The sequence below is a fragment of the Mesorhizobium sp. B2-3-6 genome (assembly GCF_006442305.1).
Taxonomy (GTDB): domain Bacteria; phylum Pseudomonadota; class Alphaproteobacteria; order Rhizobiales; family Rhizobiaceae; genus Mesorhizobium.
Genome location: NZ_VFVW01000007.1, coordinates 233,639 through 259,102, shown reverse-complemented (window position 1 = coordinate 259,102; position 25,464 = coordinate 233,639). Strand labels below are relative to the sequence as shown.

The following is a 25,464-nucleotide window of genomic DNA, read 5'->3' as shown; positions in this document are numbered from 1 at the left end:
AATGCTCGCAGCCTACAGACCGATCCTTTCGCTGCTTCGCGGCACCGCATTCCTCTTGGCGGCGTCGGGATTGCACGGCTTGCTGTTGCCGCTACGCGGCCAGGTGGAAGGCTTCTCCACCGCATCACTTGGCCTGATGGGCACAGCCTGGGCCGGCGGCTTCGTCACCGGCTGCTTCTTTGCACCACGTATTGTGCGCCGTGCCGGCCACGTGCGCGCCTTCGGCGCCTTCGCCGCGTCCGGCGCCATCGTTGCGCTGCTCACCGGACTGGTCATCGACGAATATGTCTGGATCCTGTTGCGCGCCTTCACCGGCTTCACCATGGCCGGCGCCTTCATGGTCATCGAGAGCTGGCTGAACGAAAAGGCCACCAACGAGAATCGCGGCACCGTCTTCGGCCTCTATATGATGGTTACCTATGCCTCGATCATGGGCGGGCAGATGATCGTCGCCGGCGGCGACGTGAAATCGGCCTCACTCTTCATGATCACCGGCATCCTGTTCTGCCTGTCACTCATCCCGACCGCGGTATCGACCGCCTCGCACCCCAAGCCGCTCCAGGACGTCAAGCTCGACGTCAAGGGGCTCTACGCCAACTCGCCGGTTTCGGCCATCGCTTGCGTCCTCATCGGCATCGCCAACGGCGCATGGGGCACGCTTGGCGCCGTCTATGGCGCCCGCATCGGCATCTCCACCGCCGAGATCGCCTTGATGATGAGCCTGGTGGTGGTGGCGGGTGCCGCCATGCAGCTTCCGGCCGGGCGTTTCTCCGACAAGACCGACCGGCGCTTCGTGCTGGCGGGTGCCGCTTTCGGCGCTGCGCTGTTCGCGCTCTTGATCTTCCTGTTCGAGCCGCGCTCCGGCGTCTTCGTCATCGTCTTCACCGCCGCCTACGGTGCTTTCGCCTATACGCTCTATTCGATCGCCGTGGCGCATGCCAACGACCACGCCAGTGCCGAGGACTTCGTCAAGGTTTCGGGCGGCCTGCTGCTGCTCTATGGCTTCGGCACCATGATCGGACCCTTGCTGGCGGCCGCCCTGATGGGCTGGATGCGTCCGGAGGGCCTGTTTCTGGCGACCGCCTTCGCGCATCTTTCCCTGGCAGGCTACACGCTGCTGCGCATTAGCCGCCGCGCGCCGGTGCCGATCGAGGACCGCGACGCCTTCAAGACGCAGCCCGCCGACCGTTCGGTGACGCCGGAAGCATTGCGGCTTGACCCACGAAGAAAAGCAGAAGCAAACGGTTGAGATTCGAAGAACTTTGCCCCACAAATGGGGCATGATGCTTTCCGACGCCTTCATGGCGATCGCCGATCCCAACCGGCGCCATCTCCTGGAAGAACTTCGACGCGGTCCCAAAACCGTCAATCAACTGGCAGCCGGGCTGCCGGTCTCACGTCCGGCCGTATCGCAGCATCTGAAGGTGTTGCTCGATGCCGGCCTTGTCCACGCCAAGGCCGAAGGCACGCGGCGCGTCTATACGGTGAGCAATGCCGGCTTCCTGAAACTCAACATCTGGCTCGACCAATTTTGGGAGACTTGATCGTTCCTGTTCAAACGACCGGTCACGCACCACGATCAGCCATCATTATAGGGGAAGAGCTTGAAATAGGGCTGCGCCTCCTCAATCACCTGGGCGAAGGCCGGCCGCTGCAACAGCCGGTCATGGTAGCGACTCACGGCAGGATATCTGTCGCCGAATGGCTCGACCTTGTTGGCGTAGAACAGGGCCGGCGAGGCCGCGCAATCGGCCATGGTGAAGGCGTCGCCCACAGCCCAGTTCCTCGACGCCATCTCCTGCTCGATGATCGCGTAGGAATTGCGCAACTGGTCGCGCGCCTGTGCGACGCCGAACGGATCGGTCCTACGTTCCGGGCGCAGCCGGTCCCCGACGATCTTCTGCATCGGTTCCTGCACATAGAGATCGTAAAAGCGATCGGCCTGGCGAACCGCGATTGCGAGGTCGAGATCGGCGGGGACGAGGTCGACCGGTCCGGGATAGTGCGCGGCCAGATACTCGATGACGAGGGTCGACTCCAGCACGGTGCGGTCGCGCGCATCGTCACGCAAAGCGGGCATCTTGCCCCAGGGCGCTATCTTCAGGAAGGCCGCTCGCGACTGCTCGTCGCCGAGATCGACTATGACGGACGCGAACGGCGTGCCGTTCTCGTAGAGCGCGATCAGCGGCTTCCAGCAAAACGAGGCCAGCGGATGATAGTGGAGCGTCAGGGACATTTTTGCTCACCTGTCTCGGGGTTCACGTCGTCTAGTACCGAAATGTTTACTTAACTATCGCCCAAACTTGTGGCGTCAGGACCGCGCTTTGAGTGCCAATCGGCCCGGATATGAGCAACGATGCCGGCGACGATCACATCCCAATCGTCCGGATGCAGTTCGTGGCCGCCGCCTTCAACCCGGAGGAGTTTCGCGCCGGCGACCGCCCCGGCCAGCGCTTCGCCATGCTCGACCGGAGAGATGGGATCGGCCGTACCATGGATGACCAGCAGCGGCGCGTTCATCTCGTGCAGTCGGCCCCTCCATCGGTCACTATCGCCCTTGAGCAGGAAATGATTGGTCGCGCTGAGCAGGCCGGCGGAGCGATCATAGTCCCGCTCGATGAAGGCTTTCATGCGGCCCTCGTCGAAGGGATGTGCTGTGCTGGCGATCGCCTTGGCATCTTTGATCATGAAGTCGATGACCTGGCGGCGATCCGACCAGTCAATGTGCGCGCCTTCAGCCGAATGTTTGATATAGGCATCGCTGGTCTGCGGCAGGTACGAGGTGTCCACCCCCATCGGCGAGCTGCTGATCACGGTCAGCGACGCGACACGGGACGGATGCTTGAGCGCCACGAGCTGCGCGATCATGCCGCCCATCGACATGCCGGCGATATGCGCCTCGTCGAGGCCGTGGCTGTCGAGAACGCCGATCGCATCGTCGGCCATGTCGTCGAACGTGTAGGGCGGCTCTCCCGGCGGGTATTTGGTCGAGCGGCCGGTATCTCGATTATCATAGCGGATTACGAACAGTCCCGCGGCGGCGAGTTTCCGGCAAAACGCCTCCGGCCACCACAGCATTGAGGCCATCGCTCCCATGATCAGCAGCAGAGCGGGGTCGCCAAAGGCTTCGGATATGATAGTGGGGCGTCCGGTCTTCGTCATCGCGTGGCCTCCTCATCTGCTTGCATTTTGCAATCGGTTGCACCATAATAAAACCGATACAATAATGCAACCGGTTTTGGAGAAATCGAATGAACATCGATCGTCGCTCGGGTTGCCCGATCAATCTTTCGCTGGAAGTGTTCGGCGACCGCTGGAGCCTGATCATCCTTCGCGATATGATTTTTGGCGGCAGGCGCCATTTTCGCGAGTTGCTCAACGGGTCGATGGAAGGCATTGCTTCCAACATACTGGCCGACCGGCTGAAGCGGCTGATGGATCTGGGCATGCTGACCAAGGCCGACGATCCTTCGCACAAGCAGAAGGCGATCTACAGCCTGACCGAAATGGCGATCACCCTGGTGCCGATCCTGGCCCATCTCGGCGCCTGGGGCCGCGTCTGGCTGCCGGTCAGCGAGGAATTGTCGATCCGGGCCGAGCTTCTGGAAAAGGGCGGGCCGCCGCTATGGGAGAAATTCATGGATGAGTTGCGCCACGAGCATCTCGGCACGCCCCTCGATGCAGCGTCCGGCCCCTCTGTACGCGCGACCCTGCAGGCCGCCTATGAGGCCGTGCTCGCCAGCAAGGCTCTCGGCGCCAACCCGGCCGCGTGACCAACTATTTTCCCCGTTGAATGGCCGGCTCTGCTACAAGAGGCCGAAAATCACGTCACGAGATTGGAACAGACTCTTGGTTGAGAACTCTAGGGATACTGCCCGCGCGCGCGCCGATCTGCGCTTCAAGAAGCAGGAGGAAGCGGCCACGGTCCGACAGAAGGCGATGGCCGAGTATGTCGCCGAGAGCGATGCCCGCAAGGTCAAGACCGACAAGCTGCGGGCGCTGCGGCTGGCCAAGGAAGCCGAAGACCTTGCCAACGCGCCGGCAGTGCCCGCCAAGAAGCCCGCCCGCGCCAAGAAGAAGTAGCACGCCGCTCCCGGTTGCTTCGTTGCCGGCCCTGAGCCGGTGGCCGTTGATCGCATTTGGTGGATCGCGGCATAGGCGCGATCCGGATCGGCGCGTTCACCCCGCTTTCCACGAAGCAATTTCAACCGGAACCTGGATTGCCTCGTCCGGCTGGCTGCCGATGATTATCCCCGTTCAAACAGGAGATCGCCATGACCGCACTGCCGCTCGACAAAGCCCTCGAGATCATCGATGCCGCCTTCGCCAAGGGCGCGGAGCTCAAGCTCAGGCCGCTCGGCGTCTCGGTGCTCGACGCCGGCGGCCATCTCGTCGCCTTCCAGCGCCAGGACGGCGCCTCGTTCCTGCGCCCGCAAATGTCGGCCGGCAAGGCCTATGGCGCGCTCGCCATCGGCATGGGCTCGCGCCGCGTCGAGGCCTTCGCCAAGGAGCGCCCGCATCTCATGATCGGCATCTCCGACGTCTCGGGCGGACGCGTGTTGCCGGTCGTGGGCGGCGTGCTGATCCGCGACAAGGCAGGCAGCATCATAGGCGCGGTCGGTATTTCGGGCGACAGCTCGGACAATGACGAAGCCGCCGCCATCGCCGGCATCGAGGCCGCCGGCTTCACCGCCGATCCGGGCTAAGGCTAATTCAGGTTGATATCCCTGCTCGCCGACCGCATCGACACCGAGAAGCCGGCGAGCACGTCGAACAGCGCGATGATCATCAGCGTGAAGAAGACCGAATGCGCGGCGCCCTTGACCAGTAGGAACTCGACCAGGAAGGCCACGAAGACCAGCGTCGACAACAGATGGTCCATGATCGAGGCGTTCGTAGTGCGCGCCGATTTCACGATCTCGACGAAGAGGAAAATGAGCCCGATCAGCACCATAAGGTCGCCGAGCGTCATCGAGAACACCCCGCCGGACATCATGCCGACGGAAAAGACCTCGCTTGCCCAGGGATCGTCACCGCTGCCGAATATTCCGAGCAGCCCGAGATTGTAGAGGACAAAGGGCACGATCAGCAGCGGGACGGCACCGAACATCTGGCGTCTCCATTTGGGGCACCCCTTTGTAGAGTGCGCCACCGGCACGCCGTCAAGAATTTTCGCAGCACGCCCCAAACACGCTAGAAGACCGAATGCAACAACGATGTCAGCCGGTTGTCCGGCCGACATCTTTGAAATCGAGCCGCGGGATGCGTGAACGCGCATCCCGCTCGCGATCAGCGCTTGAAGTAGCCGGCGCGCACGGCCGCGCCGATGACGTTGAGGATGATATGGCCGGCCGTCATCGAGGTGATCTCGTTGACGTCGCGCGCCGGCGCGATCTCGACGATATCCATGCCGACCAGCCTTCCTTTGCCGACCAGCCCCTTGATGAGCTCAATCGTCTGCCGGTAGCTGACGCCGCCCGGCTGTGGCCCCTCGACCGCCGGCATCACCGCCGGATCGAGGCCGTCGGCGTCGATGGTGAGATAGTAGCGACCGCGGTCGGGAATTCGCTTCAGGAGCGCGGCGGTGCCGATGTCCTGCCATTCATTGGTGGTGATGATGTTGGCGCCATAGGCGCGGGCGGCCTCGACCTCCTCGGTGCGCGCGCTGCCTTGGCCGCGAACGCCGACCTGAAAAATATCCTTGATATGCGACATTTCCGAGGCCCGCCGGATGGTGCTGGAATAGCCCTCCTTGACCCCGTTGACGTTGTCACGCCAGTCGAGATGGGCGTCGAGCTGAACCAGCGTGATCGGACCCTCGCCATCGAGCGCCCGGAAGATCGGGATCGGAATGCCGTGGTCGCCGCCGATTGTGATCGGCAGTGCGCCCGCGGCGCGGATCTTGCGGATCGCCGCTTCGGCTCTGCCATAGTGCCCGACATGATCGGCCGCCGCGCCGGGAACGTCGCCGACGTCTACCACCTTGATGTCCTTGCCGTCGAAGACTGGCCCACCGATGTCGAAATCATAGCGGTCGAGCGCCTGGCTGATCCGCTGCGAGGCGCGCCGCACCGCGGTCGGCGCATTGGTCTGGTCGTTGATCAGCTCGTCGATCGTGTAGGGATCGCCATAGGGCATGCCGATGATGGCGACATCGGCCTTCAGCGTGTCGAGATCCTCGACCAGCGGAAAGTTCATGAATGTCTGGAAGACATCGCGCGGCGCGGTGGTGAGCTTGGACATGGGGTCTCCTCTGCGTTGAAAGCTTTTTTGGATCAGGCGCCACGGCGGGCTGCGAGATGGGGTTGCAGCCTGTGCTCCAGGCTGCGCGAGATCGCTGCCACGAAGGCCGTCAGCCCCCAGTACAGCAATGCGATGGCGGTGAAGATCTCCACCGGCGAAAAGGTGCGGCCAATGATGTTCTGGGCCATGTAGGTGAGTTCCGGCACGGTGATCGCCGACAGGATCGCCGATTCCTTGATCAGCGTAATGGTGAGATTGGTGGTCGCGGGCAGGATGTAGCCGAGCACCTGCGGAACCAGGATCTTGCGGAAGATAGTCAGGTAGCGCAGCCCCAGCGCGTAGCCGGCCTCGACCTGGCCGTACGAAATCGACTGGATCGCGCCCCTGATGATCTCGGCCGAATAGGCGCTGGCATAGGCTGACAGCGCGCCGATCGAAACGACCACGGGCGAGAGCCTGACACCGAACATCGGCAAGGCGTAGAACAAAAGGAATATCTGGATCAGGAACGGGATATTGCGGAATATTTCGACATAGGCCGAGACGATCGCCGTCGGCACCCGTCCGCCGCGCAGCCGGATAAGCGCCAGCATGGTGCCGAGCGCGAAGCCGAACGGCAATGCGACAGCGCACATCAGCACCGTGTTGCCGAAGCCCTTGGCGAGGATCTGCCAGTTGTCCGCTATGACGGAAAAATCGAAGCTCATGCGCGTGCGCCTCGCGCCTTGAGTTCCAGATGCCTGGTCAGCAGGCTGCATGATAGCAGCACGACGAAATACAGCACCGCCGCGATGCAGAAGGCCTCGACCGGCCGGTAGGTGACGTTCATGATGTTCTGCGCGGTGCGGGTCAGTTCCACCACCGCGATCACCGACAGGATCGAGGATGCCTTCACCAGCATGGTGAACTCGTTGACCATCGGCGGGACAATGGCGCGGAAGAGCTGCGGCAGGATGACCTTGAACCAGGTCACGGCAGGCTTCAGCCCGAGCGCCTTGGCCGCCTCGTACTGGCCGGCGGGAATGCGCGTCAGTCCGGCGCGCAGGATTTCGGCGACGAAGGCCGCGCTGTTGAAGCTGAGCGCCAGCACGCCGGCCAGGAGCGGCGGCAGGTCGATACCGACGAGACCCGGCAGCACGTAGTAGACCATGAAGATCTGCACGATCAGCGGCGTGCCTCGGATGAAGCTGGTGTAGACCGCGCCGATCCAGCGGATCACGCGCCAGCGCGACCTGCCACATGCGAGCAGGCCGAAGCCGATCAATGTGCCCACCAGAAACCCCAGCGCCGAGACGCTCAGCGTGATGCCGGCGCCGGCCAGGAATTCCGGCAGGAAGGTCAGCGTCTTTGAAAAATGGAACATTTTTCAGCTCGAATGATCCCTGGACGTCCGGGCCATCCGAGACCGGCGCGTCCAATGACTGGAACCACCGGTCCGGCAGCGCCGGGCGCCTGGTTGGGGCTTAGAGCGCGCCAGGCGGCAGATAACCCTCGTCGGGCGTCTTCATCTCGAACCCGAACCATTTGAGCTGAAGCTCCTTCAGCTTGCCGCTGTCCTTCAGGTCGCCGATTTTGGCGTTGATGAAGGCGCGCAGATCCTTGTCCTCCGGCCGCACCACCCAGGAGAGATAGGAGAATTCGCCGATCGAGCCGATGACCTTGTAGGTATCGGGAACGTTCTTCATCAGAACGGCCGCCGAAGGCGAGGCGATGACGATGGCGTCGACCTGGCCGGAGGCCAGAGCGACATGGGTCTCGGGGAAGGAGGTGAACAGCTTCATCTCGCCGACACCCTTGCCGCCCTTATCCCTAAGCTCCTTGTCATAGGCCTCGATGATGGGCTGCACGGAGGAGGCGAGTTGCGTGGCCACCACCATGCCGTTGATGTCCTCCGGCTTCTTGATGCGCTCCTCGTCGACGCGCACGACGACGACGTTCTCGAACGAACCGGTTGGCCGCGTGTAGGCGTATTTCGCCGCCCGCTCGGCGTTGATGCCGGTCGAGGTCGCCATCAGGTCGAACTTCTTGGCCAGCAGCCCTGGCAGCAAGCCTTGGAAAGGCAGGTTGAGCTGGTCGAGCTTCACGCCGAGCTGGCTGACCACATAGTCGAGAATGTCCTTGTTGTAGCCGACGATCTGGCCGTCGCGGACGAATTCGAACGGCTCGAACGCGGCCTCGGTTCCGACGAGGATGGTGCCGCGCTGCTTGATTTGGTCGACCAGCCCATCGGCATGGGCGGCGGCAGCGAACGGCAGGAGGAGCGGCGCGGCGGCAAGAAGGGTCAGGACGCGGCGGCGCGAAGCGGAAAGAAACTCACCCATTGTTACCCTCTTTTTTCTTCGGTTTTGCTGTGCTGGTAGGCCCGGCCGCTATGCTTGAAGACGCGACCGATCATGTAGCTCTCGGAATCCTTGATCCCGGGAACGTTGGCCAGTTCACTGACGAGGAAATCGTGCAGGCTGGTCGTGGATGGCAAAGTGAGCTGGATGATGATGTCGAACGGCCCGGTCATGGCGTAAACGCTGTCGACGAACGAGTATTCCGACAGTTTTCGAGCAACGCTGATGATGTGCTCGCGGTCGACGTCGAGCCCGACAATGGCCGCAATGCCGACATCGCTGCGCAAAGGGCGCACGACCGCCTGGATGCAGATATCCGGGTCCTCGAGCACACGGGCCATTTTCCGCCGCACCGTCGCTTCGGTGACGCCGATGCGCTTGGCGATATCCACACTCGACATCCGCCCATCGACCTTGAGTTGGGAAAGGACGGCCTGCTCGGTATCGTCGAGATCACTTGTGCTGACGAAATCCCACATTGAATTCCCAATCTGTGTCGATTTCCGACTATAAATTCAAAAATTACATAAGAAACCGTCTATGGCAATCCCACAGATTGCGAAAAACACCAGCGACGCTGCCTCCAGCGATTGCCGCGCATCGGGCTTACGGTTCGATCATTGGGAAAAGTCGTGTCGAGCGAGTTGAAGGCGATGTCCGGCACGTAATCGGCCATGCCTCGAGGATGCACGATGAGGCGGCGTCCGGGCCGATCGGAGATCAAGGCCTGGAGACGCAGCTACGCTGTCGGTCGTCGGTCCCGACAGACGCAAAAAGACCGGCCAGCGGCCGGTCTTTTTAGCTCAAACATCAGGAAAGCTGGTCTCAGCTTTCCTTGGGCGTCAGCACCTGGCGGCCGCGATACATGCCGGTCTTCAGGTCGATATGGTGCGGGCGGCGCATTTCGCCGGAGTTTTTGTCCTCGACATAGGTCGGGGCCTTGAGGGCGTCTGCCGAGCGGCGCATGCCGCGCTTGGACGGAGAGGTTTTTCGTTTCGGAACGGCCATGGATATGCTCCACTACATGGTCAAAAGCCCCGCCCGCCCTCGTGAAAGGGCCGTGTCAGGGGCCGGAATCTGAGAAAGTCGGGTGCCTATACACGCCCGGTGCCGTTTTGGCCAGCGCTGCCCGCGAATTTTTTTATGTCGGCTACTGGAGGCAGCCGACATAAGCGCCGGATCGGCCGGCGCGCCGCTCGATCAGGTTGGCCAGCCTCCTCAGCCCCGGCCCGGGCTTGGCCGGGTTGCGGGCGATCGGATTTGGCAAGCTGACGGCAAGCAGCGCGGCCTGACGGCGCGACAGCTGTTTTGCCGAAATACCGAAATGGTGCCGCGCCGCCGCCTCGATGCCGTATATGCCAGGCCCCCACTCGGCGATGTTGAGGTAGATTTCCATGATGCGCCGCTTCGACATCACCGCGTCGAGATACACGGCCAGCGGCAACTCGACGACTTTACGAACCGTGCCCAGCGGACGGGACCACAAAAACAGGTTTTTCACCGTCTGCATGGTGATGGTCGAAGCGCCGCGCGTCCCCTCGCCGGCCAGCGCGTCGTCGACGACACCCCGCAATTCGCCGAGGTCGACGCCGCGATGGAAACAGAACTGTCCGTCCTCCGACATGATCACCGAATTGGCCAGCACCGGTGCCACGTCGTCGATCGACACCCAGCGGCGGTCATAGCCGGAGAAGGTGGCAAGATCCTTCAGCATCAGCGTCGACACCGGATGCACGAAAGACGGCAGATAGAGAAAGGTCAGCACCGTAGGGATAAGCGCCAGCACGGCAGCCACGACGACACCGCGCCGGACCCAGCGTTTGAGAGCACGACGGTTCACGCCACGGGATCTCGTCGCCATGTCCAGCTTTTCGGTTTCATGATCGACGATCGGTTCCGCCAAGTCGCCCAACCCGTGTCTCTCCCTCCCCCGGCATAATGGCGCTTGTCTTCTTGCGCAACGTCTGAGTGTCGGCTACCGGTCCGGGCCATGACGAATGACGATGAAATGGCGTTCGAAACGGCGCTCGTTGCACGGGCCGCCGCCGTCGAGACGTTGCTGCGGCGATTGCTCGACGACCGCGCGCTCACGGGCGAGATCGCGCGGCCCGGGCGCCTTATGGCGGCGATGCGGCACGGCGTGCTCAACGGCGGCAAGCGCCTGCGCCCCTTTCTGGTGATGGAAAGCGCGGCCCTGTTTTCCGCCGACGGCGAAGCGGCACTGCGCGTGGCGGCCGCACTGGAATGCGTGCACTGCTATTCGCTGATCCATGACGACCTGCCGGCGATGGACGACGACGATCTGCGCCGCGGCCAGCCTACCGTGCACAGGGCCTTCGACGAGGCGACTGCCATCCTCGCCGGCGACGCCCTGCTGACGCTTGCCTTCGACATCCTCGCCGACGAGACTACGGCGCTGCCGGCGGAGCGGCGGGCCGCCCTTGTGCTGGCGCTCGCCCGCGCCGCCGGGGCCGGCGGCATGGTCGGCGGCCAGACGCTGGACCTCGAGGCCGAGCGCATCGCGCCGGACGAGGCCGGGATCATCCGGCTGCAGGCGATGAAGACCGGTGCGCTGATCCGCTTTGCCTGCGAGGCGGGCGCGGTCGTCGCCGGCGTGCCTGCCGGGGATCGCGAAAGACTGGCCGAGTTCGGCTCGGCGATCGGGCTTGCCTTCCAGCTTGCCGACGATCTTCTCGATTTGACCGCGGATGCCGCACAGATGGGCAAGGCGACGGGCAAGGACGCCGCCGCCGGCAAGGCAACGCTGGTGGCGCTGCACGGGGAGGCATGGGCACGCGCCCAGTTGCATGGCCTTGTCCATCAGGCGCATGCGCTGCTCGAACCCTATGGCGAGCAGGCCGGCCTGCTGAAGGCAGCCGCGACCTTCGTGGCGACGCGCAACAATTGAGATCGGGGCAGACCCCGAGGCTTGGCGTGAAGGTTTCTGTTTAACGGGCCAATCGGGAGGATCAGGTTCGATGTCGACCAAATTGTTCGATCTCAGCGGGCGCACCGCCCTCGTAACCGGCTCCTCGCAAGGCATAGGCTTCGCCTTGGCCAAGGGTTTGGCCGAAGCCGGCGCCAGGGTGATCCTCAACGGCCGTGACGAGGCAAGGCTCGCCACCGCGATCAGGCAGATTCCCGGAGCGGAAAAGCTGGCCTTCGATGCTACCGATCATGAAGCGGTTCGCTCGGCGGTCGACGGTTTCGAACTGGACGGCGGAGCGATCGACATTTTGGTGAACAATGCCGGCATGCAATTCCGCGCGCCGCTCGAGGAGTTTCCCGCCGATGCGTTCGAGCGCCTGCTGCAGACCAACGTCGCCAGCGTCTTCCATGTCGGCCAGGCCGTGGCGCGCCATATGATCAGGCGCGGCCGCGGCAAGATCATCAACATCGCCAGCGTGCAGACCGCGCTCGCCCGTCCGGGCATCGCGCCCTACACGGCGACGAAAGGCGCGGTCGGCAACCTGACCAAGGGCATGGCTACGGATTGGGCCAAACATGGCCTGCAATGCAATGCCGTTGCACCCGGCTATTTCGATACGCCGCTCAACGCTGCCCTTGTCGCCGACCCTGCGTTCAGCACCTGGCTGCAAAAGCGCACGCCAGCCGGCCGCTGGGGAAAGGTCGAGGAACTGGTCGGCGCCTGCGTCTTCCTGGCCAGCGAGGCCTCCTCTTTCGTAAACGGCCATATTCTCTATGTGGACGGCGGCATCACAGCGTCGATCTGATCCGCCGCGCCGAACAGGCAGGCGCGCCAAATGCTGCCCGATCGATAGCCGGTTGACGCGGAGCTGACATCACTCGTGGCAGCATTCCGCTGTTCGAAGATACGCGGCTGCGGTGGCCTCACTCCCGGCCAGAGCGTTTGGGGACCTTGCATTTCGGGAACAATTGCACCCGTCGCGACGTTCGGGACCAGAAGCAGGAGGCAACCCATGAACGATAACAAGCATCGCAAACAGCCGAGGCCAAGCGATCGCGACTTGCGCAACGAACCCGGCATCGGCGCATCCAAAGGCACCATCAAGGGTGGCGACATTCTTGATGACGACGAGGAACTCGATGGCGAAAATACTTTTCGGGGCGATGTCGAGAACGACACCACCCCGCAAGGCGGTGTGAACCCCGACCAGACCGGCCGGACGAACAAATAGAGGGAGATATCCCATGACCGGCAAGAAGACCCACGAACAGCAGGTGCGAATCATCGAGGAGCGGGTGAACACCAAGAATGCGGACAAGAATTTCAACGCCGAGGACGAACTGAAGCGGTCGAAACAGGAAAGAACGGCTCGCCAGCAGGGCCAGTCGCTCAGGGGCGGCGACGTCGATCTGGTCGATGCCGATGACCGTGAAATGCTTCGCGGCTCGAACCAGGAATCCCGGCATCACAAACGGCCCGCGGATTGAAATAATATCCGAAGCTTGACCGTCCCTTGAAGTGGCCGCGGCCCTTCATCTCGGCGCAGCCGGCAGGCTACATGGGAGGCTCGGCGGGAATCCGAAATTCTCGATCGCCAGAACGAAATCTTAATGTAAATCAAGCGTAATCCCGACCGTTAAAATAATGCGTATGTGTTGGGGTTGCGCATGCCGGAATATTCTTCCTTCATACGGTCCATCCGGAGCCGTTATCTCTCAGGATTGCTGATCTTCGCGTTGGCTTCGCTGGCGATCATGCTCGCACTTGATCGCGTCAATTCCTTCCGCCACCAGATCGATGCACTGAGCAGCAACCTTGTCATCTTTACCCGCGATCTGCGCAACGCGACCAGCTTCGCCGAGACGACGGGAACCGCCTGGCGAGCGGAGACGCGCGATGCGCTGACCGCGTCGGCGCGCGGCCATTCGGAACGCCTGACCAGCGAGATTGGGACACTTGCGGCCCAGATCGCCGCATTGCGTCCACGCCTGTCGACAAAGACGATCAACGAGCTCGAATCCGCTTCGGTCAATGGCGACCTTTTCTGGTCTCCGCGCGACATGATTCGAAACTTCAACCTGATGTCGGTGGCGCAGAAGGTCGATGAGTGGAGCTATCGCGAAATCCGCAACCAGAACGACCTGTTTGCCCAGCCGATGCTGGTCCGCGTCCGCACCGCCATGGACGACGAGCGCCATTTGGCCGATGCCTCCAGTGACCGGCTGCTGCTGTGGGCGAGCGGATTGCTGTTCGCGGTGCTCTCCATCGCCGCTTTCTGGATCTTCCGGCCGATGGAGCAAGCCATCCGCCGCGCCTTCGCCGAATCCGCCGAGTCGCTGTTCAAGGCCGAGGCGGCCGACCGCGCCAAATCGGAATTCCTCGCCAATATGAGCCACGAAATCCGCACGCCGATGAACGGCGTGCTCGGCATGGCCGAGCTGCTGGCCAAGACTGAGCTGACCGCGCGCCAGAAGACCTTCACCGACGTCATCGTCAAATCCGGCAATGCGCTGCTCACCATCATCAACGACATCCTCGATTTCTCCAAGATCAATGCCGGCCAGCTCACGCTTGACCCGGCGCCGTTCCGCCTTGCCGAGGCGGTCGAGGATGTGGCCACGCTCGTCTCCGCCCATGTCGCCGAAAAGAACCTCGAACTGATCGTGCGCGTCGACCCGCGCCTGCCGGCCTACGTCGTCGGCGACGCCGGGCGGTTCCGCCAGATTGTCACCAACCTGCTCGGCAACGCGGTGAAGTTCACCGAGAAGGGCCATGTGCTGATCGACGTCGGCGGCGAAACCGTCAATGACGTCGTCCAGCTCAAGTTGCGCGTCGAGGACACCGGCATCGGCATCCCGGCCGAAAAGTTGCAGAACGTGTTCGAAAAATTCGCCCAGGTCGACGGCTCCTCGACCCGCCGTCACGAGGGCACCGGCCTTGGTCTCGCCATCGCCGCCCGCCTCGTCGACCTGATGGCCGGCAAGATTGGCGTCGAGAGCGAGATCGGCCGCGGCTCCGTATTCTGGTTCGCGGTGCCCCTGCCCGTGCATCGTGCCGAGGCTCGCGACGAGATCGTGCCGGTCGACGTCACCGGCGCCCGCGTTCTGGTCATCGACGACAATCCGGTCAACCGCGAGATCCTGCTCGAACAGCTCAGGAGCTGGAGCTTCGACTGCGCCGCCGCCGAAAGCGGTGCGGTCGGCTTGGCTTTCCTCGACCGCGCCTGCCAGCTGGGGGCCGCCGTCGATTGCATCATCCTCGATTACCAGATGCCCGGTATGAACGGCGCCGATGTCGCGAAAGCCATCGCCGCCGACAGCCGGCTGTCGGCCATACCGGTCGTGCTCCTGACCTCGGTCGACCAGGTCGATTTCGGCAAGATGATCATTGATTTCGGCATTGCCGCGCACCTGACCAAGCCGGCGCGCTCCGCGGTCCTGCTCGGCACCGTCATCTCGGTCGTCCAGAAAGCCCGCTCGCAGGTCGGCAGGGCGCAGTTCGTTCGCGAACCTGTACCGGCGCTGCCGCAGGCGGCGCCGCCCGCCTTTACCGTCATCCGCGGCCCGGCAATGCCGGCCGTCCCCGTGCCGGAACCGACGGTCGCGCCGAACGGTCCGATCGACATCCTCATCGCCGAGGACAACGAGGTGAACCAGTTGGTGTTCGGCCAGATTCTCAACGGGTTGGGCTTGAGCTATCGCATAGCCGGCAACGGCCGCACGGCGGTCGAGATGTACCGCTCGTTGCGCCCGAGGCTGATCCTGATGGACGTCTCCATGCCGGAGATGAACGGTTACGAGGCGACCCGCGCCATCCGGGCGACGGAGGCCTCGGATGGCAGCCACATTCCGATCATCGGCGTCACCGCGCATGCGCTGAAGGGCGACCGCGACAAGTGCATCGAAGCCGGCATGGACGACTATCTGCCGAAGCCGGTTTCACCCGACCGCCTCGGCGCCAAGATCGGCACCTGGCTCAGCGAAACGGTGGTGGCGAAGACGGCATAGCTATGCCGTCGACGCCTCGGACGCCGCATCCAGATGATAACGGCGCATCCAGTTGAGGCTTGTCTCGTCGGCAAGCCTTGCGACGCCGGGTCTTATATCCCCAGCATCCGGTGCCTGAACCCCCAAGGCGTCGCAAACGGACGCCAACGTTGCAACCGGATCGCTCGACAGGCGCTCATAGCCGATCCGCAGCGGGATTACCTCTTGCTCCGCGAACCACATGTTCCAGGCAGCGTCATAAGCTCCGAGCTCGGCAACCTCATCCTTGATCCGCCCGAAATCATATTGAGGTTCCCGGGGAGGCCCCACCCTTTCCAGCTCGGTTCCATCAGGAGCGACATGCCAAAGGCCGGTTTGCTGCGCCTTGACCAGCGATACGGCCTGCGCAAGCTTGTCCTCGCGTGACAGATGTATGTAGAGAACACGGCCAAACGCCCTCTCGAAACGAGCTTTATCCGAGACAAGCCTCGGGAAAATCCGGTCGAGTATCGCTGAAAGCTCATCCAGATTCTCTCGCATCAGGCGCAGGCCGAAAATACCGGTCCCATCCTTGCCGGCGGCGATGGCCGCATTGAGATAGGCGGCATTGAATTCGAGTTCGCCCATCGTGTCGCGGCCGGGCAGCCCCCACTCTTCGGCCCATTCGGGCACGTCCTGCCGCCGATAGAACGAATGAGGATCGCCCGCCGCCTTCGTGGAGGCCAGGAGTTTGCACAGCAAAGTGCTTCCGGTCCTGGGCGTGCCGCAGATAATATATGCGCCGACCATCCTGCGGCCCTCATTGCTCGTCGAAGGCAGGGCAATGCCGGCCAATCCAGGGTCGCCTATAGCCGCGGCCGGCATTTTTTATCGCCCCTTCACCCGCAACGACACACCCGCTATCGGTTGCGCACCACCACGCATGCCCCGCCGACACTTTGCAACTTCTGGCAGATAGCGCCGGCGACGGCACGGTCGTCGACCCCGATCCTGACCGCGTAGATGCCGCGCCGGCCGATCGGCGTGCGCACCCGGCTGACCACCGGATCATGCCCGCCTAGCAGGGCCGGGAAGCGGCCCCTCACCCTGAGCCACTGGTTGACCGCGGCGCTGCGGCGGAAATTGCCGGCCACCTGGATTCCCCACGGCTTTATGTTGATGGAAGCCATCGCCACCGTGCGCGACATGATCACCGGGAGCTTACGGCAGGCCGCGACGAAATCGGATTTCGCGTCGAGCGGTCGCACGCTTCCGGCATAGGCGCGGTCGGCGAACTTATCGACCGGCTCGCCCATGATGTCGAAGACATAGCTTTCGGTTTCCATCGGCAGGAAGCCGCCCGAGCCCAGCCAGCGCGAGACCCGGTTTTCGCCGGCATTGTAGGCGGCGGCCGCCAGGCCGAGATTGCCATAGCTGGTCTTCATCTCGGCGAGGTATTTCGCCGAGGCCGGGATCGCCTGGTTGATGTCGAAGGAATTGGCGAGCCCGCGCATCTTGGCGGTCCCCGGCATGAACTGGGCGATTCCTTCGGCGCCGACCGGACTGACGGCGTTGGGATCGAACCGACTTTCCTTCCAGATCAGCCGGGCGAAGAAATCCCTGGGCAGGCCGTTCTGGTCGGCATGGGCCTGGATCAGGTTGCAGACCTTGTCGATCAGCCGCTGCTTGGCCGATTGCGGCGGATCGGCCTGGACCAGGGTAGGCCACCCGCACAGCAGGATCAGCGCAACCGGGAGGAAGCGCAGCATTCGACCTACTCTGCCGCGGCCTTGCCGCGACCAAATCGTTGTTCGATATAGTCGGCGACCATCTTTTCGAAATCCTGCGCGATCGACGGTCCGCGCAGCGTCGCCGCCTTCTTGCCGTCGACGAAAACGGGCGCCGTCGGCGTCTCGCCGGTGCCTGGCAGCGAAATGCCGATATCGGCATGTTTGGACTCGCCCGGGCCGTTGACGATGCAGCCCATCACGGCGACCTTGAGGTTCTCGACCCCTGGGTATTTCTCACGCCACGCCGGCATGTTCTTCCTGAGATCGGCCTGGATGTTCTGGGCCAGTTCCTGGAACACGGTCGAGGTTGTGCGGCCGCAGCCGGGGCAAGCGGCGACGATCGGCACGAATTGCCTGAAGCCCATGGTCTGCAGCAATTCCTGCGACACCTGCACCTCGCGCGTGCGATCGCCGTTCGGCTCCGGCGTCAGCGATATGCGGATGGTGTCGCCGATGCCTTGCTGCAACAGGATGCCCATGGCGGCGGATGAGGCGACGATGCCTTTCGAGCCCATGCCGGCTTCGGTGAGGCCGAGATGCAGCGCATGGTCGGAACGGCTGGCGAGCTCGGTGTAAACGGCTATCAGGTCCTGCACGCCGCTGACCTTGGCCGAGAGGATGATCTTGTCGCGGCCAAGGCCGATCTCCTCGGCCATCTCGGCCGAGAGGATCGCCGACTGCACGATCGCCTCGCGCGTCACTTGCTGTGCGGTCAACGGAAAGCCGCGGGCCTGGTTGTCGTCCATCAGCCGGGTCAGGAGTTCCTGGTCGAGCGAGCCCCAGTTGACGCCGATGCGCACCGGCTTGTCATGTTTGATCGCCATCTCGACGATTGCCGCGAACTGCCGGTCCTTCTTGTCCTTGAAGCCGACATTGCCGGGATTGATGCGGTATTTGGCCAGCGCCTCGGCGCAGGCCGGATGATCGGCCAGGAGCTTGTGACCAATATAGTGGAAGTCGCCGACGATGGGCACGTTGATACCGAGCCGCGCCAGCCGCTCCCGGATGCGCGGCACGGCGGCGGCGCTTTCATCGCGGTCTACGGTGATGCGCACGATCTCGGAGCCGGCGCGATGCAGCGCCGCGACCTGGGCGACCGTCTGGTCGACATCGGCGGTATCCGTATTGGTCATCGACTGCACGACGACGGGAGCACCGCCGCCAACCACCACGCCGCCCACATCGACGCCAACCGAGGTGCGGCGCGGGAAGGGAAAGGAATAATATCCGGTCATGCCGGCAGCCTTTAATCTCTGGAGCGCCGCGCGTCCACTTGGACGCACAAAAGCGCGCTCCGGGCCGATGCGCTGAAGTCCGGGCATGAGGTGGAGGAGCAAAGATGGCTTGTCAATGGCGACAGGTCGCTACTGGCCGCAATCGATGCCGCCGCCGGTTGCTCGGCGCCCGACTTTTATCGCTCGCTTGCGTCGGCCAATCGGCTACCTGGCGATTGGCAGGCCCCATCGCTTTGTCTTTCCCGGAACGAGTCCGTCATTTCGGGGAGGAGCAAGGAGAAGAGCGACGCAGCGCAGTCCCAGAATCCAAGCCCTGACCTCAGAGCGCCGCGGCAAGGCGGAATTCTGCTCCGCTGCACTCTTCGGTCAGTTATGGTAAAGGGGAGCCGCGACGAGCTTCGCCCCTACTCGTCCTGGGACTAGGAAGTCGGAAGGCCTCTGCCTGGTACGAATATCTGTGATGGTCGACCTGAAATCGAAGATCAAAACCACCAGTCCGGCGGCAATTGCCGCCGGCAGGAAAGACCCGAATGGTGAGCGGTTATGTTAGTGGGGCATCAATGCGTCGTGGGTTTGGCCCTCAGTTTTTCAATCTCGTCCTTGATTGCCAGCTTGCGTCGCTTGAGATTCACGATTTCCAGGTCGTCCACCGACGGGTGATTCATCGCGTCATCGAGCTCGCGTTCGATGTCGCCGTGTTTCCGCTGCAACTCATCAAGATGGGATGCAAGAGACATGATTGGTTCTCCCTTTCATGATTTCCTCGATTGCAGCCGCCAAAGGCGCGTCCACCGCAGGCTCGCTCTGTGACGGCACAATGACAGTGTGCCACCTTCGCGCAGCGATGTCGAATGATCCGTGGTAGCATTCCACGACAACGTGAAATGTGATATGGGCTGCGCGCCGGTGGCAGAGAGTGCCACCCCCCGCCCAATCAGGCCCAGCTTTGGGCGCCGCAGACGTGCAGACGGTAGAGAATGTCCGATCAGGAACAGGCCGATATTCGCCTCGAATTTTCCCGGCTGAAGCAGGAACACGCCGATTTCGACGCCGCGATCAATGCGATGATCGCCATGAACTGCGACCCGCTGCAGATCCAGCGCATGAAGAAGAAGAAGCTTGCGCTGAAGGATCGGCTGATGAAGCTGGAAGACAGGATCATCCCGGACATCATCGCCTGACTTCAGGTCCAGGCCGCGATCGAAAGCCGCGCCGCGCGTTCGCGCAACAGGGCCAGGAGTTCGCCTGTCTTCTCCTGCGACGTGTCGATGGGCACCACTAGGCACATCGTCGCCTCGACGGTGCCGGGTGCTGAAAACACCGGCGCGGCGAGGCATTTCGTATAGGCGTCGACGAGCCCCGAAGTGATGCAATAGCCGGTGGCTCGCGCCGTCGCTATGTCGGCGATGAAATCGTCCAGCCGCAATCTGCGGCCATCGGGCAGCATAAGGTCGTCTTCCGATATCATGGCTTCGATCCGGGCCTGTTCGAGGCCGGCGAGCAGCAGCCTGCCTGACGCGGTCCAGGGCAGCGGAATCTGCAATCCGGTGGCGGAGCTGATGCGGAACGGCCGGGTGCCCGGGCTCGAGTGGACGATCGTGTAGCGGCCGCTCTGCAGCATGCACAGTTCGGAGGTCTCACCGGTCTCGCGCGACAGGTTGTCGACCTCCTGGCGTCCTCGCCTCAAGAGGTCGTTGCCGCGCACATAATCCATTCCATAGAGATAGAGCTTCTTACCGAAATAGACGCGGTTGCCGTCGCCGGCCATCTCCAGGAGGCCCGCATCGACCAGCGATCGCACCAGTGTGTAGGTGGTCGAACGCGGCGCGTTGACCCCCTTGGCGAGGTCGCCGATACCGATGGCGCGCTGCGTCGAATGAAGGAACTCCAGAATCTCGAGCACCCGGTTGAGGCCCTTCTCCCGAGAGACCGAAATCTTTGCGTCCGCTGAGACCGCCAAGGCGCTGCCATCTTGCATTGTCGATTCCTGATGTTAGTATCTGTCTTGTACAGGATACACTCGTCCCTTGTAAGAGACAATTTCTGTAACGATCCGGGTGCGCGTATTGCCTGTGCGTAGGGGAACACAACACGAAAGGAGGTCGCTGTGGACGACACATCCAAAAGGCGTGATTTTCTGAAACTGGGTATGGCCGGACTGGCAACGGCCGGCGTCATGAGCGCGGCGGCAACGGTCGACGTCCAGAAGGCGGCGGCGCAGGCTGCGCCCGATAGCCTGCTACGCACCGTGCTGGAGCGCGGCAAATTGATTGTCGGCACCGGAAGCACCAATGCGCCATGGCATTTCGAGAACGATGCCGGCGAACTCGTCGGCATGGACATCACCATGGGGCGCATCCTGGCAAAGGGCTTGTTCGATGACCCGGCCAAGGTCGAGTTCGTCATGCAGGACCCGGCGCAGCGCATTCCGAACGTGACGACGAACAAGGTCGACATCACCATCCAGTTCATGACCATGACCGCGCAGCGCTCGCAGCTGATCAACTTCTCCAGGCCTTACTACGTCGAGGGCGTCGCCTTGCTGACTTTGCCCGGCGCTGAGAACAAGACCTTCGACAAGCTGCTTGCCGCAGGCTCCGCGACGCGCGTTTCCATCCTGCAGAATGTCGACGCCGAATCTTCGGTGCATTTTGCCTTGCCGGAGGCGCAGGTGATGCAGATCGATACACAGGCCAACGTGCTGCAGGCATTGGAATCCAAGCGTGCCGATGCCGCTGCCGTCGACCTCTCCACCGTGCGCTGGCTCGCCTCGCGCAATCCGGACAAATACTTCGATGCCGGCAAGAGCTGGTACTCGATGCTTTATGGCGCGGCGCTCCGGCAAGGCGATCTCGATTGGCTGACCTTCGTCAATCAGACCTTCACCATCGCCATGTTCGGCCATGAAACGGCGCTCTATGACGCCGCGTTCAAGGACTATTTCGGGCAGGAGCCGCCGGCGCGCCACCCCGGCTTCCCGGTTATCTGACGTCATCGGCGGAAGGGCGCCGACCCTTCCGCCTTTTTTCCTGGCGACGCGGCCAGCTTTGCGTCACATCGGGAGCACTGAGGCCGACGCATGGGTTATGCGCTCAATTTCAACCTGATCTGGCGGCATTTCGACAAGCTGTGGGGCGGTCTGCTGCTCAGCCTGGAGCTCGCCGTCATCTCGATCGCCATCGGCATCGTCATCGGCCTGGTCCTGGCGGTCTGGTACGTGTCGGCCGGACGCATGGTGCGCGGCATCATTGCCGCCTATGTCGAATTCATCCGAAACGTGCCGCTGATCCTGCTCGTCTATCTCGTCTTCTACGGTCTGCCGACCGTGGTCGACATCGCCTACAGCGCGCAAACCTCGTTCGTCGCCACGCTGGCGCTCTACAGCGGCGCCTATCTGGTCGAGGTGTTCCGCTCCGGTCTCGAAGCGGTGCCGCGCGGCCAGCTAGACGCCGGCAAGGCGATCGGCCTGACGCCCTGGCAAAGGCTGCTCCATGTGCGCCTGCCGACCATGCTGCGCATCACGCTGCCGGCGCTTTCCAACACTTTCATATCGCTGTTCAAGGACACCTCCGTCGCTTCGGTCATCTCGGTGCCCGAACTGACCTTCGGCGCGCAATGGATCAACTTCAACACCTTCCGCATCGTCGAGGTCTATCTCGTCGTGACGGCGATGTATCTGCTGACCGGCTACGCCCTGCTTTACGCGCTCCGGCTCGTCGAACGCTGGTTCAAGGTGGTGCACTAGCATGCTTGGCCAGATCGCCTACGCCTTGCCTTTCCTGGCTCAGGGTTTTGCGCTGACGCTTTGGGTGTCGCTGCTGGTCGTGACGTTCTCGCTCGTCGCCGGTGTCGTCCTTGGCGTCGGCCTGGTCTATGGCCCGGCGCCGGCGCGCTGGGCGGTGCGCATCTTCAGCGACACTATTCGCGGCATACCGATCCTGGTGCTCATCTTCTTCGTCTACTACGGGATGCCGGCCGTCGGGCTTCACCTGCCGTCCTTCTGGGCTGCCGTGCTGGCGCTGACCTTGTTCAAGACAGCCCAGGTCGTCGAATATCTCCGGGGCGCCGTCGGCTCCATCCCGAAGGGACAATCGGAGGCGGCAATGGCGATCGGCCTGACCTTCCGCCAGCGGCTGGCCCATGTCATCTTTCCGCAAGCGTTCAGGCGTTTCCTGCCGCCCTGGATCAATGGCGTCACCGACGCGGTCAAGGGCAGCGCGCTGGTCTCGCTGCTCGGCATCACCGATCTCATGCAGGCCATCAACCAGGTCATCGGCCGCACCTATGAGGCCATGCCGCTCTACATCCTTGGCGCCCTCATCTACTTCGCCGTCAACTATGCGCTTTCGCTTGCCAGCAGGCGGCTGGAGCGGCGTTTCTCCTTCATCCGGGAATAGCAATGTCCACAAGCTCGAACGATGCCCCGGCCCTTCTCGACATCCGCGATGTGTCCAAATCCTTTGGCGCCGTCCAGGTCCTGCGCTCGGTCAGCCTGCGCGTGGCGCGCGGCGAGGTGGTGACGGTCATCGGGCCCTCGGGCAGCGGCAAGACCACGCTGCTGCGCTGCGTCAACTTCCTGGAGAGCTATGACAGCGGGTCCATCCGCATCGACGGCAAGGAGGTCGGCTTCCGAGAAACCGGAGCCCGCCAGCGCCGCAGCGAACGCGACCTTGCCGCGATGCGCGCCGAGACCGGCATGGTGTTCCAGAGCTTCAACCTGTTTCCGCATCTCACCGCCGCCGGCAACATCATGCTCGGCCTCACCAAGGTGCGCGGCAAAAGCACAGCGGAGGCGCGCACGATTGCCGAACACTGGCTCGGCCGCGTCGGTCTTGCCCATAAGGCCGACAGCCTGCCGGCGGAGCTCTCCGGCGGCCAGCAGCAGCGCGTCGGAATTGCGCGCGCCGTGGCCATGGGGCCGAAAATCCTGCTGCTCGACGAGATAACCTCCGCCCTCGATCCGGAACTCGTCGGCGAGGTGCTTGAAGTGGTGCGCAGCCTCGCCGAGGACGGCATGACGATGGTGATGGTCACGCATGAGATGGCCTTTGCCCGCGACGCCTCGAGCCGCATCGTCTTCATGGCCGATGGCGGCGTCGGCGCCGTCGGCCCGCCGAAGGAGATCCTTGCTGCGGACGCCGACAATGAGCGTCTGCGCAATTTCCTGGCGCGCTTCCGCGCCTCGCACTTCTGACATCGGATGGTTGACGCCATCCCAAGGAGCCTTCTTCCATGACGCCTTACACCAGGCTCGCCGAACTCGGCCTCACATTGCCCGAGCCGCCGACGCCCATCGCCAACTTCGTTACCCATGCCGAGAGCGGCCGGCTGATCTTCCTGTCCGGCCAGGGACCGCTGCGGGCCGACGGCTCGCTCTGCACCGGGAAGGTGGGCGAGGATGTGACGGTGGAGGAGGCTTATCAGCATGCCCGCCTCACCGGCCTCAACCTGCTTGCCGTCATGCATGCTGCCGCCGGCGATCTCGGCCGCATCGTGCGCGTCGTCAAGCTGCTCGGCTTCGTCAACGCCACGCCGACCTTCAGCGACCACCCCAAAGTGGTGAATGGCTGCTCCGATCTTTTCGCCGACGTTTTCGCCACGATCGGCGGGCATGCCCGCTCGGCGATCGGCGTCGGCTCCTTGCCGGGAAACATCACCGTCGAAATCGAAGCGGTCGTCGAGATCGCTGCCTGATCTGTCATCCACGGGATTGCTCACATGAAAACATATTCAGACACCGGCTCCAACACGACGATCCGCGAACGGCTCGGCCTTCGTCCGATCATCAACGTCTCCGGCACGATGACGGCGCTCGGTGCGTCGATCATTGTGCCTGAAGCGATCAGCGCCATGTCGGAAATGGCATCGCAATGGGTGGAGATGGACGATCTGCAGCGCGCCGCAAGCGCCGTCGTCGCGCGCCTCACCGGCGGCGAGGCCGGCTTCATCACCGCCTGCTGCGCCAGCGGCATCACCATGGCGATCGCCGGCGCGATGACGGGAACCAACCTGCTCGCCATCGAACGCCTGCCGGACGACACCGGCGACCTCAAGTCAGAGGTGATCATCCAGCTTGGCCACATCGTCAACTACGGCGCCCCGATCGACCAGTCGGTCCGCGTCGCCGGCGCCAAGGTGGTGCCCGCCGGCACGGTCAGCGTCACGCAGGACTATCATGTCCGCGACGCGATCAACGACCGCACGGCGGCAGGGCTCTATGTCGTCGCGCATCACACGGTGCAATACGGCATGCTGTCGCTGGAGGAGTTCTGTGAAATCTGCCACGCCAGGGGCGTGCCGGTGATCGTCGACGCGGCTTCCGAATATGACCTGCGCGGCTTCCTGGCGCGTGGTGCCGACATCGTCATCTACAGCGGCCATAAATTCCTGAGCGGCCCGACCAGCGGCATCGTCACCGGACGCAAGGATCTGGTGCGCGGCGCCTATCTGCAGAACCGCGGCGTCGCCCGCGCCATGAAGGTCGGCAAGGAAAGCATCGCCGGCACCATGGCCGCGCTCGAGGCATGGGAGAAGCGCGACCACGCCGGCATCCGCCGGCGCGAAGAGGCCGCCCTCAACCTTTGGAAGGATGCTCTGCAGGGTATCCCGGGCATTGGCGCGGAGATCATTCCCGACCCGACCTCCAACCCGCTCGACCGCCTGCAGGTCTTCGTGCTGCCGGAAAGCCGCTTCACCGCCGCCGGCCTTGCCTCGGCGCTTGCCGGTGGATCGCCGCCCATCATCGTGCGCAATCACGAGGTCGAACGCGGCCATTTCTTCCTCGACCCCTGCAATCTTCATCCCGGAGAGGCGGAAATCGTCGCCGAACGGCTGCGCGCCCTGTTGACCGCGAAGGACCGGCCCGCCGACGCCATGAAGATTGCTCGCAAGGTCTCTTCCGGCGCCTTGCGCTGGCCGGATTGAGCGCCAAGCGGACCAACGAACCCAAAGCACCGGCTGATC

At 63.2% G+C, this 25,464-nt stretch carries 32 protein-coding genes; 17 read left to right on the top strand and 15 right to left on the bottom strand.

All coding sequences use genetic code 11. From position 1 onward, the window contains the following. Position 1: 1 nt before the first annotated feature. Complete coding sequence (locus tag FJ953_RS21425; protein ID WP_140500523.1) at positions 2-1,249, top strand: MFS transporter; 1,248 nt, start codon at positions 2-4, stop codon at positions 1,247-1,249. A gap of 31 nt (positions 1,250-1,280) precedes the next feature. Then, a complete protein-coding gene (locus FJ953_RS21420; RefSeq protein WP_140500522.1) occupies positions 1,281-1,544 on the top strand; it encodes a metalloregulator ArsR/SmtB family transcription factor in 264 nt (87 codons plus the stop codon). Between the two features lie 35 nt (positions 1,545-1,579). Here FJ953_RS21420 and FJ953_RS21415 read toward each other — a convergent pair whose 3' ends face one another. Both FJ953_RS21415 and FJ953_RS21410 read right to left on the bottom strand, forming a co-directional pair. Beyond that, the gene (locus FJ953_RS21415; protein WP_140625018.1) at positions 1,580-2,236 is read right to left on the bottom strand and encodes a glutathione S-transferase family protein; all 657 of its coding nucleotides are present in this window, start codon (positions 2,234-2,236) and stop codon (positions 1,580-1,582) included. Between the two features lie 50 nt (positions 2,237-2,286). Continuing rightward, positions 2,287-3,162, bottom strand: a complete 876-nt coding sequence (locus tag FJ953_RS21410) for an alpha/beta hydrolase (protein WP_140625017.1) — start codon at positions 3,160-3,162, stop codon at positions 2,287-2,289. Between the two features lie 89 nt (positions 3,163-3,251). On the opposite strand from FJ953_RS21410, the gene FJ953_RS21405 reads away from it, so the two are divergent. From FJ953_RS21405 to FJ953_RS21395, 3 genes are all read left to right on the top strand, one after another. After that, a complete protein-coding gene (locus FJ953_RS21405; RefSeq protein ID WP_140500517.1) occupies positions 3,252-3,773 on the top strand; it encodes a helix-turn-helix domain-containing protein in 522 nt (173 codons plus the stop codon). Between the two features lie 76 nt (positions 3,774-3,849). Continuing rightward, positions 3,850-4,083, top strand: coding sequence for a hypothetical protein (locus FJ953_RS21400; protein ID WP_140500515.1), 234 nt, complete (start codon positions 3,850-3,852; stop codon positions 4,081-4,083). A gap of 191 nt (positions 4,084-4,274) precedes the next feature. Next, complete coding sequence (locus FJ953_RS21395; protein ID WP_140625016.1) at positions 4,275-4,706, top strand: heme-binding protein; 432 nt, start codon at positions 4,275-4,277, stop codon at positions 4,704-4,706. A gap of 2 nt (positions 4,707-4,708) precedes the next feature. Here the strand turns inward: FJ953_RS21395 and FJ953_RS21390 are convergent, their stop codons facing one another. The 8 genes from FJ953_RS21390 to FJ953_RS21355 all read right to left on the bottom strand — a co-directional run bounded on the left by FJ953_RS21390 (position 4,709) and on the right by FJ953_RS21355 (position 10,494). Beyond that, positions 4,709-5,110, bottom strand: coding sequence for a hypothetical protein (locus FJ953_RS21390; protein ID WP_140500511.1), 402 nt, complete (start codon positions 5,108-5,110; stop codon positions 4,709-4,711). A gap of 179 nt (positions 5,111-5,289) precedes the next feature. Continuing rightward, the gene (locus FJ953_RS21385) at positions 5,290-6,243 is read right to left on the bottom strand and encodes an agmatinase (RefSeq protein ID WP_140625015.1); all 954 of its coding nucleotides are present in this window, start codon (positions 6,241-6,243) and stop codon (positions 5,290-5,292) included. Between the two features lie 32 nt (positions 6,244-6,275). Then, complete coding sequence (locus tag FJ953_RS21380; protein ID WP_181171628.1) at positions 6,276-6,950, bottom strand: amino acid ABC transporter permease; 675 nt, start codon at positions 6,948-6,950, stop codon at positions 6,276-6,278. Then, positions 6,947-7,606: an amino acid ABC transporter permease gene (locus FJ953_RS21375; RefSeq protein WP_140525757.1), complete on the bottom strand. Its 660-nt coding sequence runs from the start codon at positions 7,604-7,606 to the stop codon at positions 6,947-6,949. The genes FJ953_RS21380 and FJ953_RS21375 overlap by 4 nt, the downstream gene beginning before the upstream one ends. A 100-nt stretch (positions 7,607-7,706) precedes the next feature. Beyond that, positions 7,707-8,564, bottom strand: coding sequence for a transporter substrate-binding domain-containing protein (locus FJ953_RS21370; RefSeq protein ID WP_140625013.1), 858 nt, complete (start codon positions 8,562-8,564; stop codon positions 7,707-7,709). Between the two features lie 2 nt (positions 8,565-8,566). Continuing rightward, positions 8,567-9,061, bottom strand: a complete 495-nt coding sequence (locus tag FJ953_RS21365) for an Lrp/AsnC family transcriptional regulator (protein ID WP_140500504.1) — start codon at positions 9,059-9,061, stop codon at positions 8,567-8,569. Positions 9,062-9,407: 346 nt separating this feature from the next. After that, positions 9,408-9,590 (bottom strand): 50S ribosomal protein L32, encoded by a 183-nt coding sequence (rpmF, locus tag FJ953_RS21360; protein ID WP_008834724.1) that lies wholly within the window; start codon positions 9,588-9,590, stop codon positions 9,408-9,410. A 142-nt stretch (positions 9,591-9,732) separates the two neighbouring features. Continuing rightward, positions 9,733-10,494 carry a transglycosylase domain-containing protein gene (locus FJ953_RS21355; protein WP_140625012.1) on the bottom strand — a complete coding sequence of 254 codons (762 nt, stop codon included), beginning with the start codon at positions 10,492-10,494 and terminating at the stop codon, positions 9,733-9,735. A gap of 78 nt (positions 10,495-10,572) precedes the next feature. On the opposite strand from FJ953_RS21355, the gene FJ953_RS21350 reads away from it, so the two are divergent. From FJ953_RS21350 to FJ953_RS21330, 5 genes are all read left to right on the top strand, one after another. Next, the gene (locus FJ953_RS21350; RefSeq protein ID WP_140625011.1) at positions 10,573-11,490 is read left to right on the top strand and encodes a polyprenyl synthetase family protein; all 918 of its coding nucleotides are present in this window, start codon (positions 10,573-10,575) and stop codon (positions 11,488-11,490) included. A gap of 70 nt (positions 11,491-11,560) precedes the next feature. Next, positions 11,561-12,316 (top strand): SDR family oxidoreductase, encoded by a 756-nt coding sequence (locus FJ953_RS21345; protein ID WP_140525755.1) that lies wholly within the window; start codon positions 11,561-11,563, stop codon positions 12,314-12,316. A gap of 207 nt (positions 12,317-12,523) precedes the next feature. After that, positions 12,524-12,742 carry a hypothetical protein gene (locus tag FJ953_RS21340; RefSeq protein ID WP_140625010.1) on the top strand — a complete coding sequence of 73 codons (219 nt, stop codon included), beginning with the start codon at positions 12,524-12,526 and terminating at the stop codon, positions 12,740-12,742. Between the two features lie 13 nt (positions 12,743-12,755). Then, a complete protein-coding gene (locus tag FJ953_RS21335; RefSeq protein WP_140580068.1) occupies positions 12,756-12,998 on the top strand; it encodes a hypothetical protein in 243 nt (80 codons plus the stop codon). Positions 12,999-13,178: 180 nt separating this feature from the next. Beyond that, on the top strand, positions 13,179-15,518 hold the full coding sequence (locus FJ953_RS21330; protein WP_140625009.1) for a response regulator: 2,340 nt from the start codon (positions 13,179-13,181) through the stop codon (positions 15,516-15,518). Here FJ953_RS21330 and FJ953_RS21325 read toward each other — a convergent pair whose 3' ends face one another. From FJ953_RS21325 to FJ953_RS21310, 4 genes are all read right to left on the bottom strand, one after another. Further along, entirely contained in the window at positions 15,519-16,331 is an 813-nt protein-coding gene (locus FJ953_RS21325) for a Stf0 family sulfotransferase (protein WP_246674864.1), read from the bottom strand. A 65-nt stretch (positions 16,332-16,396) separates the two neighbouring features. After that, positions 16,397-17,245 (bottom strand): lytic transglycosylase domain-containing protein, encoded by an 849-nt coding sequence (locus FJ953_RS21320; RefSeq protein ID WP_140625008.1) that lies wholly within the window; start codon positions 17,243-17,245, stop codon positions 16,397-16,399. A 5-nt stretch (positions 17,246-17,250) separates the two neighbouring features. Further along, positions 17,251-18,501: a flavodoxin-dependent (E)-4-hydroxy-3-methylbut-2-enyl-diphosphate synthase gene (gene ispG, locus FJ953_RS21315; RefSeq protein ID WP_140517596.1), complete on the bottom strand. Its 1,251-nt coding sequence runs from the start codon at positions 18,499-18,501 to the stop codon at positions 17,251-17,253. Positions 18,502-19,058: 557 nt separating this feature from the next. Continuing rightward, on the bottom strand, positions 19,059-19,238 hold the full coding sequence (locus tag FJ953_RS21310; protein ID WP_097571999.1) for a YdcH family protein: 180 nt from the start codon (positions 19,236-19,238) through the stop codon (positions 19,059-19,061). A gap of 240 nt (positions 19,239-19,478) precedes the next feature. Here FJ953_RS21310 and FJ953_RS21305 point away from each other — a divergent pair, with 240 nt between their 5' ends. Beyond that, on the top strand, positions 19,479-19,682 hold the full coding sequence (locus FJ953_RS21305) for a YdcH family protein (RefSeq protein WP_140500489.1): 204 nt from the start codon (positions 19,479-19,481) through the stop codon (positions 19,680-19,682). Positions 19,683-19,684: 2 nt separating this feature from the next. On the opposite strand, the gene FJ953_RS21300 is transcribed toward FJ953_RS21305, so the two are convergent. Continuing rightward, positions 19,685-20,479, bottom strand: a complete 795-nt coding sequence (locus FJ953_RS21300; RefSeq protein ID WP_140500488.1) for an IclR family transcriptional regulator — start codon at positions 20,477-20,479, stop codon at positions 19,685-19,687. Between the two features lie 129 nt (positions 20,480-20,608). Between FJ953_RS21300 and FJ953_RS21295 the strand changes: the two genes are divergently transcribed. The 6 genes from FJ953_RS21295 (at position 20,609) to FJ953_RS21270 (ending at position 25,425) form a co-directional block, all read left to right on the top strand. Next, complete coding sequence (locus FJ953_RS21295) at positions 20,609-21,490, top strand: transporter substrate-binding domain-containing protein (RefSeq protein WP_140500486.1); 882 nt, start codon at positions 20,609-20,611, stop codon at positions 21,488-21,490. Between the two features lie 90 nt (positions 21,491-21,580). Then, the gene (locus FJ953_RS21290; RefSeq protein WP_140500485.1) at positions 21,581-22,246 is read left to right on the top strand and encodes an amino acid ABC transporter permease; all 666 of its coding nucleotides are present in this window, start codon (positions 21,581-21,583) and stop codon (positions 22,244-22,246) included. Position 22,247: 1 nt separating this feature from the next. After that, positions 22,248-22,898 carry an amino acid ABC transporter permease gene (locus FJ953_RS21285; RefSeq protein ID WP_140500483.1) on the top strand — a complete coding sequence of 217 codons (651 nt, stop codon included), beginning with the start codon at positions 22,248-22,250 and terminating at the stop codon, positions 22,896-22,898. Between the two features lie 2 nt (positions 22,899-22,900). Then, positions 22,901-23,695, top strand: coding sequence for an amino acid ABC transporter ATP-binding protein (locus FJ953_RS21280; RefSeq protein ID WP_140625007.1), 795 nt, complete (start codon positions 22,901-22,903; stop codon positions 23,693-23,695). A gap of 38 nt (positions 23,696-23,733) precedes the next feature. After that, entirely contained in the window at positions 23,734-24,195 is a 462-nt protein-coding gene (locus FJ953_RS21275; RefSeq protein WP_140525749.1) for a RidA family protein, read from the top strand. A gap of 24 nt (positions 24,196-24,219) precedes the next feature. Further along, positions 24,220-25,425, top strand: a complete 1,206-nt coding sequence (locus tag FJ953_RS21270) for an aminotransferase class V-fold PLP-dependent enzyme (RefSeq protein WP_140625006.1) — start codon at positions 24,220-24,222, stop codon at positions 25,423-25,425. The last annotated feature ends 39 nt before the right edge of the window (positions 25,426-25,464 follow it).

What these genes read in the sequence shown, in the direction of transcription:
- FJ953_RS21335 (WP_140580068.1), top strand. Translation starts at nt 12,756, where the DNA reads ATGACCGGCAAGAAGACCCACGAACAGCAGGTGCGAATCATCGAGGAG.
- FJ953_RS21385 (WP_140625015.1), bottom strand. Translation starts at nt 6,243, where the DNA reads ATGTCCAAGCTCACCACCGCGCCGCGCGATGTCTTCCAGACATTCATG.
- FJ953_RS21410 (WP_140625017.1), bottom strand. Translation starts at nt 3,162, where the DNA reads ATGACGAAGACCGGACGCCCCACTATCATATCCGAAGCCTTTGGCGAC.
- FJ953_RS21305 (WP_140500489.1), top strand. Translation starts at nt 19,479, where the DNA reads ATGTCCGATCAGGAACAGGCCGATATTCGCCTCGAATTTTCCCGGCTG.
- FJ953_RS21365 (WP_140500504.1), bottom strand. Translation starts at nt 9,061, where the DNA reads ATGTGGGATTTCGTCAGCACAAGTGATCTCGACGATACCGAGCAGGCC.
- FJ953_RS21285 (WP_140500483.1), top strand. Translation starts at nt 22,248, where the DNA reads ATGCTTGGCCAGATCGCCTACGCCTTGCCTTTCCTGGCTCAGGGTTTT.
- FJ953_RS21415 (WP_140625018.1), bottom strand. Translation starts at nt 2,236, where the DNA reads ATGTCCCTGACGCTCCACTATCATCCGCTGGCCTCGTTTTGCTGGAAG.
- FJ953_RS21375 (WP_140525757.1), bottom strand. Translation starts at nt 7,606, where the DNA reads ATGTTCCATTTTTCAAAGACGCTGACCTTCCTGCCGGAATTCCTGGCC.
- FJ953_RS21390 (WP_140500511.1), bottom strand. Translation starts at nt 5,110, where the DNA reads ATGTTCGGTGCCGTCCCGCTGCTGATCGTGCCCTTTGTCCTCTACAAT.
- FJ953_RS21345 (WP_140525755.1), top strand. Translation starts at nt 11,561, where the DNA reads ATGTCGACCAAATTGTTCGATCTCAGCGGGCGCACCGCCCTCGTAACC.
- FJ953_RS21275 (WP_140525749.1), top strand. Translation starts at nt 23,734, where the DNA reads ATGACGCCTTACACCAGGCTCGCCGAACTCGGCCTCACATTGCCCGAG.
- FJ953_RS21425 (WP_140500523.1), top strand. Translation starts at nt 2, where the DNA reads ATGCTCGCAGCCTACAGACCGATCCTTTCGCTGCTTCGCGGCACCGCA.
- FJ953_RS21405 (WP_140500517.1), top strand. Translation starts at nt 3,252, where the DNA reads ATGAACATCGATCGTCGCTCGGGTTGCCCGATCAATCTTTCGCTGGAA.
- rpmF (WP_008834724.1), bottom strand. Translation starts at nt 9,590, where the DNA reads ATGGCCGTTCCGAAACGAAAAACCTCTCCGTCCAAGCGCGGCATGCGC.
- FJ953_RS21350 (WP_140625011.1), top strand. Translation starts at nt 10,573, where the DNA reads ATGACGAATGACGATGAAATGGCGTTCGAAACGGCGCTCGTTGCACGG.
- FJ953_RS21280 (WP_140625007.1), top strand. Translation starts at nt 22,901, where the DNA reads ATGTCCACAAGCTCGAACGATGCCCCGGCCCTTCTCGACATCCGCGAT.
- FJ953_RS21395 (WP_140625016.1), top strand. Translation starts at nt 4,275, where the DNA reads ATGACCGCACTGCCGCTCGACAAAGCCCTCGAGATCATCGATGCCGCC.
- FJ953_RS21340 (WP_140625010.1), top strand. Translation starts at nt 12,524, where the DNA reads ATGAACGATAACAAGCATCGCAAACAGCCGAGGCCAAGCGATCGCGAC.
- FJ953_RS21270 (WP_140625006.1), top strand. Translation starts at nt 24,220, where the DNA reads ATGAAAACATATTCAGACACCGGCTCCAACACGACGATCCGCGAACGG.
- FJ953_RS21310 (WP_097571999.1), bottom strand. Translation starts at nt 19,238, where the DNA reads ATGTCTCTTGCATCCCATCTTGATGAGTTGCAGCGGAAACACGGCGAC.
- FJ953_RS21370 (WP_140625013.1), bottom strand. Translation starts at nt 8,564, where the DNA reads ATGGGTGAGTTTCTTTCCGCTTCGCGCCGCCGCGTCCTGACCCTTCTT.
- FJ953_RS21290 (WP_140500485.1), top strand. Translation starts at nt 21,581, where the DNA reads ATGGGTTATGCGCTCAATTTCAACCTGATCTGGCGGCATTTCGACAAG.
- ispG (WP_140517596.1), bottom strand. Translation starts at nt 18,501, where the DNA reads ATGACCGGATATTATTCCTTTCCCTTCCCGCGCCGCACCTCGGTTGGC.
- FJ953_RS21330 (WP_140625009.1), top strand. Translation starts at nt 13,179, where the DNA reads ATGCCGGAATATTCTTCCTTCATACGGTCCATCCGGAGCCGTTATCTC.
- FJ953_RS21420 (WP_140500522.1), top strand. Translation starts at nt 1,281, where the DNA reads ATGATGCTTTCCGACGCCTTCATGGCGATCGCCGATCCCAACCGGCGC.
- FJ953_RS21320 (WP_140625008.1), bottom strand. Translation starts at nt 17,245, where the DNA reads ATGCTGCGCTTCCTCCCGGTTGCGCTGATCCTGCTGTGCGGGTGGCCT.
- FJ953_RS21380 (WP_181171628.1), bottom strand. Translation starts at nt 6,950, where the DNA reads ATGAGCTTCGATTTTTCCGTCATAGCGGACAACTGGCAGATCCTCGCC.
- FJ953_RS21300 (WP_140500488.1), bottom strand. Translation starts at nt 20,479, where the DNA reads ATGCAAGATGGCAGCGCCTTGGCGGTCTCAGCGGACGCAAAGATTTCG.